Origin of the sequence: Paenibacillus sp. S29 (assembly GCF_049319765.1) — a bacterium.
GTDB classification, from domain to species: Bacteria; Bacillota; Bacilli; order Paenibacillales; family Paenibacillaceae; genus Paenibacillus; species Paenibacillus polymyxa_B.
Genome location: NZ_JBMOUI010000006.1, coordinates 222,965 through 235,572, shown reverse-complemented (window position 1 = coordinate 235,572; position 12,608 = coordinate 222,965). Strand labels below are relative to the sequence as shown.

The following is a 12,608-nucleotide window of genomic DNA, read 5'->3' as shown; positions in this document are numbered from 1 at the left end:
TATATGTCTCAACAAAAGTCGAGCATATATACATTTAGGTTTTGCCTGCATGATCAGTCACAATCCTGATCCAATTTTACATCATTATCTGAGGAAATGAAAGCGGTTTATGAATGCCGGCATAAAATTAGTTTTACGCTTTGAATAAACCGGATTCTTTGACTTCAGACAGGAAGTTGTGGAACTCAGGAATGTTCAGCTGTTGCTGAGCATCGGACAAAGCGACTGCCGGGTTCGGGTGAACTTCCACCATGATACCGTCAGCTCCAGCAGCTAGGGCAGCTTTGGCGCAAGGGGCCAGGATGTCCTTACGTCCTGTAGAGTGAGTCACGTCCACCAATACAGGCAGATGGCTTTCCTTTTTCAAAATCGGAACAGCGGAAATATCCAGCGTGTTACGCGTCCATTTTTCGTACGTACGAATACCGCGTTCAATCAGCATGACTTGCGTGTTACCACGGGAAACGATGTATTCAGCAGCATGAAGGAACTCTTCCATTGTGGCAGCCAGTCCCCGCTTGAGCAGAACCGGAGTTCTGGTTTCACCCGCAGCTTTGAGCAATTCAAAGTTGTGCATGTTGCGCGCACCAATTTGGATAATATCGATGTATTGGATCGCTTCCTCCAAATGTCTTGGATCGACGATTTCACTGATTGTAGCCAGCCCGAACTCGTCGCCTACACGTTTAAGAATTTGCAATCCTTCTACGCCCAGTCCTTGGAAATCATACGGGGACGTACGTGGTTTGAACGCACCACCACGTAGAATCGGCACACCGGCTTCCTTGAGAGCCGCACCTACTTCGCGAGTTTGCTGGTAGCTTTCCACCGAGCAGGGACCTGCGACCATAATGGAGGCTTTGCCGCCCACCAACGTATCTTTAACCTTGATAACTGTGCTATCCGGTTGATTTTTGCGGCTGACGATCAGATGTTTTTTGTGTTCTTCTTTTTGATAGTTCAAAGAAGCCTTGAAAATATTTTTGAACAGCTGGCGAATCGTAGCATCGTCAAATGGTCCACGGTTAGCCGCGATCAGCTTGTCCAGCATTTGTTGCTCGCGTACCGGATCAAAGTCAGGTACCCCTTGAGCTTCCTTCAATTTTCCAAGTTGTCCCGCCAGTTCAGCGCGTTGGGACAGCAACTCCAGCAATTGCAAATTTGTAGCATCGAGCTGTTCACGCAGCAGCTCCAAAGAATTTTCATTTGTAGACATACAGTACACCCTTCCCGAATTTAAATTTGTTTTTTCTGTTAGCCCATGGACTTTTTTTTGCAGAAAATAACACAAAAAGGCATTCGCCGCAAGGGACGAATGCCGTGGTACCACCCTAATTACAGAAGTATACATACGAATCGTCAACGTCGTTCAGTCGACGGCAGTAACTTCTGATCTTGATGCCCGTAACGGGGGCTTCCGGAAACCTCTACTGCGGACAAAGGAATGAATCCTTCTGTCGGTTCAAGGCTCGACTCGGGAGTGAATTTCAACGCGGGATTGCGGTACGCTCTCAGCAATTCGTACCTTTCTGTGGGAATCCGTTAAACGTCTACTTGTCTCCGTCGATGTCTTTGTTCATGGTATTCAAAAGATTTGACCTTATTTTAAACAAAGTAGGTGCAGAAGGCAAGCCCTGATTATCAGGTTCAAGTTTTTGACCTTGAAATGCTGCCATTGTAAACATGTGAAGTTCAAAAGGGTGCACTCAAGCCATGTGTATCATTTGTGTGGCTTGGGTAGCACCCTTTTTGCATTCTTTATCTGTCCTTTCATTTATCTTGATCCCTGGGTTCGGGCTTCGCAGATGCGACTCCTCGTGGGTTATCTTCGGCCGAGATATCATCTGTAGTTGTCTTGTCCGCAGACCTGCGGTCATCCTCTTCCACGGGATTCAAGGCTTTGTAGCGCTTATACTCCATATCGGCTTGAGACATCGGATCTTTATACATAGGAGATCAGTCAACTCCTTTCGGTTATACACTTCATTACCCGCATAGCAGAATAGGTAACCGTTTTCTTTCACCTGATAAAATGAAGTGTTTAATCCAGCATATCGTCGCTGTCCAGTTGCTCTTCTTCGTCCCCATCGGTACCATTCAGCAAATCGGTACCATGTAGGAATTCGGCAGGAGCAGAAGGGTCAACAGGACTGTTCGGTGTCAGTTCATCGGCATCTGGGACGTCTTCGAGAGGAGTATCTGGGCCCTCGGTTAGATTCTCCCAGTTGGTTTCTGCATTTTGCAGAGAAGGCTCAAAATCATTGTCATGTAGCTCATTAACTCGATCATCACGATTGGCCATGTTGCTCAGCTCCTTTGCTTTTTGTTGCTTATTCCGACCTTACCCAAACAGTAGAACGGCTAAACCTTGAGTTAGTGTGTCTGTAGGAAGTTAAAATCATGCGAATAGGGATATGCCCATTCTCAATTAGCGTTTTTTTGGTAACTGCTGTGATATGATAAAGAGGATAGGGAGGGATATGAATTGGAATGGTACATGTTTGGTCCGATGATTAGTCGTATCCGAGTAGGTCAAAAGGCATCTACCCCGGGATTTTCCCGTACCCTCATTCGGCGCCCGGAAGGCTTATACTGGACAGATGGCGGACAGGCCGGAAAAATAGTAGAAATACGCGATTATTTATTTTCCGATATTTGGACGATCTATGAGGATGAAGATTGTGAACCATGGTTGGGGCTTAGAGAGCAGAAGGAGCGGCGCGAACAGGAAATGATCATTAATCAATATGAAGATTTTACAAAAAATGAGTAAAAAGAACATGATACCCTACTAATGAAGAAGGTATGCACATCATCGTATAGAATAATATAATTTCAGGACGTAAAAAATGTTAAAACGTATACAAACTTGTAAATCCTACTATGTAACTTTGAGGTGCTTAATATGAGGCATGTGCCCAAAGCTGTCGCCACCCTGCTAGCGGTCATTGTGTTGTTGTTGTCGCTGGGCTACTCCGCCTATGCGGCCAAAATGACCCCGGAAAGGGATTATAAAATACCCTCCTGGGATATGAGATGGGGAGCGGTAAACGAGGATGGCTCTTTAGATGAGGTAAAGGATTCCAGCAAGGCCTGGATGCATATTGAAGATGATACACAACTGCTTAGGCAGCCCGGTAATATAGGCTCTGCTTGGATTCGTATGAAGTTACCTTCGCTAAATGATGAAACGCCAGCGGTGCTTTTTGAAAATATTTATGGCAGGCATATTACGCTGTATAAAGATGGGACCAATTTTTACGAATCCTACCGTGGGTACAATTATGAGAATAATCGTATTCTGATTCCGCTGAAGCCGGAAGACAGCGGTAAAACATTATACATATGGACGGAAAGCAGTAAGAATAGACTGGGCATTATCGGCAATGTGATGACCGGTGATTATCGTGATTTGTTGGGGACCTTGGTCAGAATGGATGTTTTAGATATTGTACTGGGCAGTACGTTTATCTTTATCGCCCTGGTACTACTGATCTGCTCATTTTTCCTGTTCCGTCCGAGTATGGCCATGTGGCTGTCCCTAAGTGCAATAGTATTGTCTATTGGTCTGATGATCGTAACGTATTCACCATTCTTGTATACATTCTATCGCGGCTATGGCAAGCTGTACTTACAACTTTTTGATGTGGCACTATTTATTCTGCTGCCTTCATTAGCCTTCTTTTTTGAACAAAATATCAATTCGATTATACTGATTCGCAAATTCAGAAAGTTGTTAACCGCATACTCTTTGTTCTGCTTTACCATGATGATTGTGAATTTAGGAGCACAGGAGCGGTTGAACGATATATATTATTTTTTTAGTGTAGTCATCTTGGGTATATTACTCGTCGCCTTATTGATACTGCTGGTATTTGCTTCGGTTCGTATGGCACTTAAGGGTGATCACGAAGCGATCATTTTATCGACAGGCTTTGCATTTTTTGCAGTCATCTCTATCGGGGAACTGAGCTGGTTCTTCATTCTGGACGGACACTACAATATGTTTTTGTGGAAATGGGGCGTGTTCGGTTTTGTACTGGCGTTGATCGCGATATTGGGCAGAAGGCTGGCAGAAAAGCACAAGCAGGTGGTTCGGTACTCCAGAGAACTGGAAATGTTCAATAATGAGCTTCAACGTTCGGAGAAAATGGAGATTATTAGCGATCTGGCTGCATCTGTAGCTCATGAGGTACGTAATCCCCTTCAGGTTACACGTGGATTTCTTCAGTTGATGAGCAAGCAGGAGGATGGTAAAAATAAAGACTATCTACATATCGCTCTGGAGGAGCTGGATCGAGCTTCCGCGATTATTACTGATTTTCTGACTTTTGCCAAGCCAGAATTTGACCAAACCAAAACGTTGACCATATTGAACGAATTCAAACATATTGAAGGAATCATCAGTCCAATGGCTAATTTGCAAGGTGGAAAAATTTCACTGGATATTCCCCAGGAAATCAAAGTACGCGGGAATTCCTCCAAGTTCAAGCAGGCGTTCATCAATATCATCAAAAACAGCATTGAAGCGCTGCGAGATCAGGGTCATATTCATATATGGGCTTATGTGGACAACGGAGAAGCTGTCATTCATATTCGGGATAATGGTGAAGGGATGGATGCTCAGACTTTATCCAGACTAGGTGAGCCTTATTTCTCGAATAAGACAAAAGGCACGGGTTTGGGGATGATGGTGACTTTTCGGATTATTGAAACGATGAATGGCAAAATAACTTTTACAAGTGCAAAAGGGGTGGGAACGGAAGCGACCATCCGCTTCCCCGTAGCCGGATAATATCCGGCTTTTTTGCATTCGGAGAAAACGGAGGGAAGCTTGCTGAGCCCACCCACATGAGATTAAGGAATATAGATTAAATAAGCATGAACAACTAATTTACCACATCGAGCGAGGTTTCTGGGATGCAGCGAGCACGCCGGAGGGGTCTGGAGGAATTACCAGAAAAAACTGATCAGGCGTTTCCTCTAACGTTTTGATTTGGATATGATCGGGGATCACGACTCCTAACACATCACGAATTGCAGATTTGGGATCTGTCATCAGTTTCTCTCTGAAACTGGCATCCTCCCAAGCTTTTTGAATGACTTGTGTTTGAAGAACTTCAGTAGCCATCAAAAATCACCCTCTCATTCAATTGGTTATATTTACCTAGTCAGTATACCACGAAAGGCTCAGAAAAATCTAGCATTATTTCATATTTTTGGAGAGCCAGTAGTCAAGTCCGCCTCTTCTCAAATGCGAGCGTCCGCCTTCAATTTCCGCCGCCACTTCGCCCAGTTCTGCTGCGATAGAATGTGTAAAGCTACTTAGGCCGTGGATAGAAGGCTCCAGGGTCTCTAACTGTTGGACTGCTTGATCGGCAATGTTCACATAGCTGGCCAGCGCACCGCGTACATAAATTGCTTCCTGAATCTGTTTGGGTCCCAATCCTTCACAGTAAGCTGTCTTCTGCTCGGCACTGATATGGGACAAAAGACAGTTATAGCTATGTTCGACCAAATCTTCTGCCCAATCCGCCCAATCATCCGACATTTGAAGCACGAGTAGCGCCAAGTCTGTCATATTTGTAATAGTCTGGATCAGATCGGCACGGCCTGCGAGCAGTAAAGCACCCGTTCCGGCCATTTTTAATGGACTTGCTTTCAGTGCGACCTTATTTCTTTCTCCTTGAAAATAGTCCTCTGTTCCTTCGGATATCACACTAACGGCCCATTCATCAACATACGTTCGGGCATATGACCAAAAAGGAGAGGTTGCCGGAAAAAGGTCCCGATATACGCTTATACACTCGGTATAGAAGAGCTGGCTTAAGGCGAGTTGCGTTTTACGGTTGTCTGCTGCTGTGTCCATCACATCATCTTGAATTAAATAGTGAGCCATGACGAACACGTTGCCAAGTGACAGCTTGCGGCATGTTTCGGGGGGGAGTCCGGTGAGTTCTTGCAGCCAAAATGGAAGCAAATAGCATATGTAATTACGCGTGCTGTCTTCCCGCAACGGATTAAAACGCGCCAGAAAGTCCAAACCCTCTTGTTGAAAGGGAGCTGGAAACGTGGACGTCCGTTCCTCTGCTTGACGAAATACTTTTTCCAATTCGTCTTTGTATGCAAAATACCATTCCATCGCCATCACCTGCATCTCTTATGAATATTTTTATAGCGATTTCTAGTTGTTACCCGCCATTATACAACAGATTGCAAATTTCAATATTTTGTTATTTTTACATTGAGAATGTTGTAAAAAGGATATCGACAAAAATCCCGGCTGGGAAGATCCCGCCGGGATTTTGTTTTTTCAAAATTAGATGATCTCTAAATAGTCAATATAAGCATCCCATGTTCCATCATCGGCTGTTACAACAAGCTCAATCTCTTGATTTCCGGTTCCATGGCTGACATTGTTTAAAGTATAGACCGCAGGACTGCTCCCGCCGTAGTAGAAGGTACCCTTCGTTTGTCCACCAATTTTCAAGTCAACTTTGGCCATGTTGGAATTATTTGAAGCACCACGGAGTGAAAAACTATGGGTGCCGCTGGTAAAATTCTGTGTGAATTTCACTGAATCATTGTTGGAGTATAAAGCCACTCCGTTGAACGGCGAGCTGATATTTGAAGTATACTGACCGCCTTTGGTCATATTTTCTGCTTCCACTTTTGTGCCTTTGTTTGGCGGCGTTTCGCCGTTTCCGCCATCAGGCGCTACCGCCCGGCCATTGCTTGGTGAGATCATACCAGAGCAAAGGTTACGGTTTTTGAGGTTCTGTGCAATTTGTGGAATAGCTTGGAGTGTAGTCTGGTACTGATCATGCATCAGGATCACATCGCCGTTTTTAAGTTTGCCCGCAGCAGCTACGATCTGTGCGGTGGAGGCGCCGTTCCAGTCTTGGGAGTCAACGTTCCACAATACTTCGGTAAGACCGTTTTGGGTCTCAATGGATTTGAGGGTTGCGTTGGTCTCGCCATACGGAGGACGGAACAACTTTGGTGCCGTGCCAGTAATGGACTGTATCGTTTGCTGCGTGCGTGTAATTTCCGATGACATCTGCGATGTGCTCAGTTGTGTCATATGCGGATGTGACCATGAATGATTACCGATCCACATGCCTGCTGCTTGCTGGTCACGTACAAGCGAAGGATTATTCTGCGCGTTTTGTCCAAGATTAAAGAGCGTCGCACGTAAACCGTTTTGCTTCAGAGCACTGAGCAGCGCTTTGGTGTTAGAGGGATTGGGACCATCGTCGAAGGTTAACGCTACATAACCGCTCGAGCAATCAGCCGCAAGCGCCTGGTTGCTCGAGATCACCAGCGAGCCTGTGAATAAAGACAAGGTGATTGCCATAATCGCCGTCCATTTTCCTGCTTTAGCTATAAACATGGGTCTACCTCCTAGCTATTTTAATATAGTATGGATGTTCCGATACTCCGAACCGATTCAACTCTTTACTAGATTTGAAATTTTAGTCGATCTCCAAATAGTCAATATAAGCATCCCATGTCCCGTCATCGGCTGTTACAACGAGCTCGATCTCTTGGTTTCTGGTGCCATTATTGCCGCTAATCGTAATTGTATTACTAGTTACATTGGCACTCCGACTGCTTTGGTATCCCTCTACAGTAAGTGAAGCTTCATACATCTTGTCCATGTTTTCTCACTTTTTGAAGTGCTCGCTGACCGAAATGGTTTTGCTCGTGCGTTTGGATGTCCATAAAAATAACCTTATTTTTTTGTTTCATTGGACTTTCCTCCTGTAGCCTCACTATGATGCAGTGCATTCTGTAGTAGCTTGATGCAACATGTCTTTCAAAAATCAATTGTAAGCGTTTACGATTTGATTTTATCATATTTTCCTTAATATATAACTTGAAAAATTTCAAGTTATATTGTAGAAAGTATAGTTATTCATTCTTACTCACTCTACAGGATAGGGTTCCCAAGGAGCGCGTGTAGATCGAAGGTTGGGTGTAATTGTGATAGCAATGTTCATAATTTCTTTTTCCCGTCTTATGGTTACTTAACAGGCGAAAATATGAATAAAAATAGCGGGAAAAGAAAATATTATTTTAAAAAGGATGAAAGAAGGGTCTGCAACATGAAAAAACAATGGAAATTGACCGCTGCTATTCTGTATGGAGGAGTGATGATGTATGGCACTGCGGGTGCAGCAGGAGCTTCCGGGACCGAACCGGGTAATTCGTTGCAAACTCTCACTCCCAACGGTTCTATCCAAGGGGCAGCCCACCAATGGAATGTTGAACCACAGGACGACCACGGACATGGGCATGTTCACAGACATAGGCACGGCAAAAGGCCTGGCGGCTTGAATCACCATCTCAACGAGAAAGTAGCTAGGTTGCTGGGCATTACTCCTGTCCAGTTAGAGAAAGAGCTGGGACAAGGGAAGTCGTTGGCCGAGGTTGCTAAAAGCAAAGGCATCAAAGAAGATCAGCTCATTGATAAATTGAAGAATGAAATGACTATGGATCTGAAACGACTTGTGAACCGTAAAGGCCCGATTACATTCGATCGTAAGTCCGGCGCTTCGAATGAAGCTCAATTAAAACATGAGGCAGGGACGCCCTCAACCTCGGCTAACGAAAACTAAATGTATCTTTTTGCACTAAAAAACCTTGAGAATGGCGGTCCTCAAGGTTTCCATATTCACCGGGCGGTCCGCATCGGATTCCTGCTCTCGCAGGGTACCTTGGTCTGGCACAGTCCGCAACCAGCACCCGATTTGGCCTCGCCGCCGTTTAGAACCGCAAAGTCCCGTGATGCCTGGCCGTACACAAAATTCATGCAGGCGATTTTGTCATGTCCGCCGTCTTTGCTGATGGCCTGCACAGGGCAGCGGGTAATGCATACACCGCAGATGCCCTTGCTGCATAGCAGGCAGTTACCAGTATGTCCTGTGGCTGATATTCTGGCATCAGGCGGCACCTTGAGATCGGTCACCACGGACAGCAGGCGGATGGCAATTCCTTTTTCGGTGATGAAGCCGTCATTGATACTGAAGGTGCCGAGACCCGCAGCATATGCAATGTGGCGCTCCGACCAGTTGGAGATCGGCCCCCCCTCGGCGCCATGGATGCTGTACCAATCCGTATCCAGCGGTGCAACCGCACGGTAACCAAGGCCTGTTAAGTATCCCGCCAAATGCCGCCTTGCAGACTGTACAAAATATTCATCGCCAAAGGTCCGCAGCAGCGCCCATTCCCTTGAGGCTCTTTCTTTTTGCGCACGATTAGCCTTACGGATCGTCTCGCTGATCGGCAGCACAACGCTGATAACGGTGCCTCCATCAAAACTCTCCGTTCCAAAGGAACGTTCAAATGCTTCCTGCGGCGTGGCGTGATCGGGCCCCACTACTCTTTTGTACTCCTCAAACAAAGGATCATTAGCCGCAGCAAATTGGATAATCGGCTCCTCGTAATAAGGACTCCGCAGTTCTTCACAAACATTGCCTTTGTCTTCGCTCACATAGGTTTTCATCTCGGCTGCGATGTTTTCTCTCATATCCGGTACGGATTCAACCATCCTATCCACATCCCTCTCCGTGGTTATTGTTCACAGTAAAGCTTCCCTTGATACGGCAATAAACATTTCGATCTTTTTCGTGTATATACACGAATTGAACACAACTCCACCTGGATGAGGAGCCGTCTAATATCCATCCAAATTTTCAATCTTGGATAAGAGTGTGTTGAGTATCTGCAACTGTCCGATTCCCAATGACTCCTGCAAAAAACGTTGCGCCTCCTCCCAAAGCCCTGCTGCGTCATTGTATACCGTTCTTCCCCTCTCCGTCAGAGTAAGGCAGCGGTTGCGACTGCCCTCAGCAGATGTATCCTCCACATACCCGTTATGCTCCAGCGCTTTCAAATTGCGAACAATCGTGGTCCGGTCGAGCCGCATCTCCAGCGCCAATTCACTTACACTTGCGGGGCCCAGTGCAGTTAAGTGCTTGAGCAGCGAGAATTGGCTAATATTGAGTCCGCTCGGGGCCAGATACCGGTCATACAGTCCTGTAATAGCCATCGAGGAACGGCGCAGATTGATGCAGGTACAGACTGAGGCTGATCGCTTCTGCGAAGATTTCTTATTCTTTCCTGTCGTTTTCATAAGTTCTCCATTCGTGTACTGTTTCGTGTATCTACACCATCTCAAAAGTGGTAGGTTTTGTAAGCGATATTTGTCACAGCAGTCAGTTCTGTCGGTCTATCATGATTTATCCCCTGTAGTCCTTCCTACTAATGAAAAGTTGAAATAACCAGTCGCACGAAATCAACCAGCGACTGGTTATTTAGCTTTGCTAGAATATGAGTTGAGCGCTACCTATAATAGCTTTTTAAGCTGGGAAATACGGCCTTGGGATACGCCGAGCCATTCAGCATATTCGCCTTGCTTGGCTGTTGGATGCTCGCGCATGAGTTTTCTTAGATTTTCAACTAATTGTTATGAAGACGACCGATGGTTACTTTTTTCTTTGTACGCAGATTTCTTTACGACAGGAACAGGTAATGGACTTACACCTATATTTCCCTTCAGATCGTTTATGCATTTTTTACATAAAAATGAATCCCTGAAATAGCTTAAATCCTGAATCGAATAGCATAAGTGACAGCAGACTCCAATATACTTCCGCATACTCAATAAACCTGTTTCACAATCTAAATAAAATTCTAAGGACTCACCAGCTTGAATACCCATAGAGGTTCGCATCTCTTTAGGAATAACAATTCGACCTAACGTATCCAATGGACGTGTCATACCTGTATTTTTCAAGTGATCTTCTCCTTCCATTGTCCAACATCCAATGATCTCCTAATAAAAATATAAAAATCAATAAAGTAAAAGCATTTATGTTTGTTCCAAAAGATGGTATTATCGTGAAGGAAAATCAATAATTATACTATTAGTTTCCAAACTATATTGTTTATTGAAATTGAAATTGAAATTTTATGAAAATGCTGAAAGGGTGGTTTATCCATGGAAATCACACCTACGATACAGGCAGAAATTCAAACCTATTTGAAACGAAAAGGCTTAACGATGACCAAGTTTGGTCACACGATTGATTTGAATGTAGGTACAGTTAGTAGCATTGTGACCGGTAACCGATCTATTTCTGTTCACCAACTGGATAGCATTACTGCGGGAATGAATTTACCACCGGATTATTTTTACGAACGTTATATTGAAGAATGTATTGAAGAATCTCCGCTCAACTGGAAAAAAATTAGCCCTTTCTTATACCGATGTATTGAGCTAGGACGACTGGACTGCTTGCAGCGAGTTGTAATTCTGTTATTGGATAACCCTAATTATCCGCCATCGCTCTTTGAAGTTGCCGAAAATGTATACAAAGACGGTTACAATGAAGCAGCGGCTTACCTTTACAAAAAAGTGGCTGAAAGTGAGAAGCAGCAGCATTCAGAGCGATTGGCGATCTGCCAGTATCGTTTGTTCCAAATCAATATTGGACAAGATAGAGCTATAAATCTTCAAGCTGCCATTGAATTTGCCCCTTTTGTTGATCGTTTAGACGAGATAGAGCAATTAGATGCATTAAAAGATTTGGCGAACGTGTACAGATCATTAAGTATGTGGGACAAGGTGTATGAATTTGCACATCAAATGGGTCAAATGGGAAAGATCCAATATAATTTGGTTCATAACTCTAAGCGAAAAGGAACAGAGCCACGAAAAAAGCTAAGCAGGCCACTGTTTGTATACATAGTTTACTCCGAATTGCTGTGTGCTAATGCTTGCGATGCAAAAGGCGATCATGAACAGGCATTAGAACATATCCGAGGTTATGCCGATCTAAGTTGGGTAAAGGAGAAGGACCCTGATTCACTTTATTGGAAGAAACAATATCAGCAATGGGCAAAAATTAATACTTACGTCAATAGGCTTATGTCCGGGGATATTAGTGTTCTCCCCGATTACGTAGAACATATGGCTGCCGAAAATGAGATTTTTGCCGAGCTACTAAACGTTCTTGAAGTTGCTAATCGGTACAATGTAGATGTAGACCATATCCTTCAGCGTTTTGAATCCCAAATTGAGGCTTATCAAGAACCGTCATCTTCAGACATGTATACACAGCAGGTTTTACCGGAAGAGTACGTACGCTTCTGGTACAAAATGGCTAAATACAGCCTAAATAAAGGCAGATACCTATATGGTTTCAAATGTTTAATAAACGCGTTTGAAAAAGCTGTTACAATTAATCATGTACTACTTATTGCCAATTGTTTTGGATTATTTTTTCACTTCAAAACACATGCGGCTCCCGAAACACAGACACAGTTCCAATCTATTTATGAGGAGGTGTGGGAGAAAAATGATCAAAAGGATGGCTTTCTTCTTGGCGGTAACTAGCTTTTTACTGGTGTTCACAGTACCAGTCCAAGCTGGAAATCTAAGCCATGGCACGATCCAAACACAAGGACACGTTGGTGGATCTTGACCAAACACTAATTCATTACTATTGACCAGCTTATGGCTGGTCTCTTTTTGTATTATTTTGTAATTTTTCGACTCAAAAAAGATATGACGTATTTGTACATCCCTCCTTAAAATGAGA

General features: G+C 44.3%; 12 protein-coding genes, 2 pseudogenes and 1 other annotated feature. Of the genes and pseudogenes, 4 read left to right on the top strand and 10 right to left on the bottom strand.

Features of this window, described 5'->3' with window-relative positions; all coding sequences use genetic code 11:
* Positions 1–133 precede the first annotated feature (133 nt).
* From ACL9RM_RS13025 to ACL9RM_RS13015, 3 genes are all read right to left on the bottom strand, one after another.
* Positions 134–1,216: a bifunctional 3-deoxy-7-phosphoheptulonate synthase/chorismate mutase gene (locus ACL9RM_RS13025; RefSeq protein ID WP_013309063.1), complete on the bottom strand. Its 1,083-nt coding sequence runs from the start codon at positions 1,214–1,216 to the stop codon at positions 134–136.
* Between the two features lie 88 nt (positions 1,217–1,304).
* Positions 1,305–1,576, bottom strand: a binding site (T-box leader).
* A 194-nt stretch (positions 1,577–1,770) separates the two neighbouring features.
* Positions 1,771–1,935, bottom strand: a complete 165-nt coding sequence (locus ACL9RM_RS13020) for a hypothetical protein (RefSeq protein WP_422759370.1) — start codon at positions 1,933–1,935, stop codon at positions 1,771–1,773.
* A 106-nt stretch (positions 1,936–2,041) separates the two neighbouring features.
* On the bottom strand, positions 2,042–2,302 hold the full coding sequence (locus ACL9RM_RS13015) for a hypothetical protein (RefSeq protein WP_061831212.1): 261 nt from the start codon (positions 2,300–2,302) through the stop codon (positions 2,042–2,044).
* A 183-nt stretch (positions 2,303–2,485) separates the two neighbouring features.
* Here ACL9RM_RS13015 and ACL9RM_RS13010 point away from each other — a divergent pair, with 183 nt between their 5' ends.
* Together ACL9RM_RS13010 and ACL9RM_RS13005 are read left to right on the top strand one after the other, a co-directional pair.
* Positions 2,486–2,773 carry a hypothetical protein gene (locus ACL9RM_RS13010; protein WP_023987328.1) on the top strand — a complete coding sequence of 96 codons (288 nt, stop codon included), beginning with the start codon at positions 2,486–2,488 and terminating at the stop codon, positions 2,771–2,773.
* 132 nt (positions 2,774–2,905) lie between these two features.
* Positions 2,906–4,795 (top strand): sensor histidine kinase, encoded by a 1,890-nt coding sequence (locus tag ACL9RM_RS13005; RefSeq protein WP_250267613.1) that lies wholly within the window; start codon positions 2,906–2,908, stop codon positions 4,793–4,795.
* Between the two features lie 99 nt (positions 4,796–4,894).
* Here ACL9RM_RS13005 and ACL9RM_RS13000 read toward each other — a convergent pair whose 3' ends face one another.
* From ACL9RM_RS13000 to ACL9RM_RS12985, 4 genes and pseudogenes are all read right to left on the bottom strand, one after another.
* Positions 4,895–5,131 (bottom strand): NHLP leader peptide family RiPP precursor, encoded by a 237-nt coding sequence (locus tag ACL9RM_RS13000; RefSeq protein ID WP_013309068.1) that lies wholly within the window; start codon positions 5,129–5,131, stop codon positions 4,895–4,897.
* A 75-nt stretch (positions 5,132–5,206) separates the two neighbouring features.
* On the bottom strand, positions 5,207–6,142 hold the full coding sequence (locus ACL9RM_RS12995) for a hypothetical protein (RefSeq protein ID WP_323873175.1): 936 nt from the start codon (positions 6,140–6,142) through the stop codon (positions 5,207–5,209).
* Positions 6,143–6,319: 177 nt separating this feature from the next.
* Positions 6,320–7,393 carry a polysaccharide deacetylase family protein gene (locus ACL9RM_RS12990; protein ID WP_235307524.1) on the bottom strand — a complete coding sequence of 358 codons (1,074 nt, stop codon included), beginning with the start codon at positions 7,391–7,393 and terminating at the stop codon, positions 6,320–6,322.
* A gap of 169 nt (positions 7,394–7,562) precedes the next feature.
* A pseudogene (locus ACL9RM_RS12985) lies at positions 7,563–7,718 on the bottom strand (1,4-beta-xylanase); the annotation flags it as partial.
* Positions 7,719–8,108: 390 nt separating this feature from the next.
* Between ACL9RM_RS12985 and ACL9RM_RS12980 the strand changes: the two are divergent.
* Positions 8,109–8,621 (top strand): hypothetical protein, encoded by a 513-nt coding sequence (locus ACL9RM_RS12980; RefSeq protein ID WP_250267615.1) that lies wholly within the window; start codon positions 8,109–8,111, stop codon positions 8,619–8,621.
* Between the two features lie 56 nt (positions 8,622–8,677).
* Here the strand turns inward: ACL9RM_RS12980 and ACL9RM_RS12975 are convergent, their stop codons facing one another.
* The 3 genes and pseudogenes from ACL9RM_RS12975 to ACL9RM_RS12965 form a co-directional block, all read right to left on the bottom strand.
* On the bottom strand, positions 8,678–9,553 hold the full coding sequence (locus ACL9RM_RS12975) for a (Fe-S)-binding protein (RefSeq protein WP_250267616.1): 876 nt from the start codon (positions 9,551–9,553) through the stop codon (positions 8,678–8,680).
* Positions 9,554–9,679: 126 nt separating this feature from the next.
* A complete protein-coding gene (locus ACL9RM_RS12970) occupies positions 9,680–10,138 on the bottom strand; it encodes a MarR family winged helix-turn-helix transcriptional regulator (RefSeq protein WP_250267617.1) in 459 nt (152 codons plus the stop codon).
* 213 nt (positions 10,139–10,351) lie between these two features.
* A pseudogene (locus ACL9RM_RS12965) lies at positions 10,352–10,801 on the bottom strand (AbrB/MazE/SpoVT family DNA-binding domain-containing protein).
* Positions 10,802–11,005: 204 nt separating this feature from the next.
* Here ACL9RM_RS12965 and ACL9RM_RS12960 point away from each other — a divergent pair.
* Positions 11,006–12,403, top strand: coding sequence for a helix-turn-helix domain-containing protein (locus ACL9RM_RS12960; protein ID WP_103048980.1), 1,398 nt, complete (start codon positions 11,006–11,008; stop codon positions 12,401–12,403).
* Positions 12,404–12,608 lie beyond the last annotated feature (205 nt).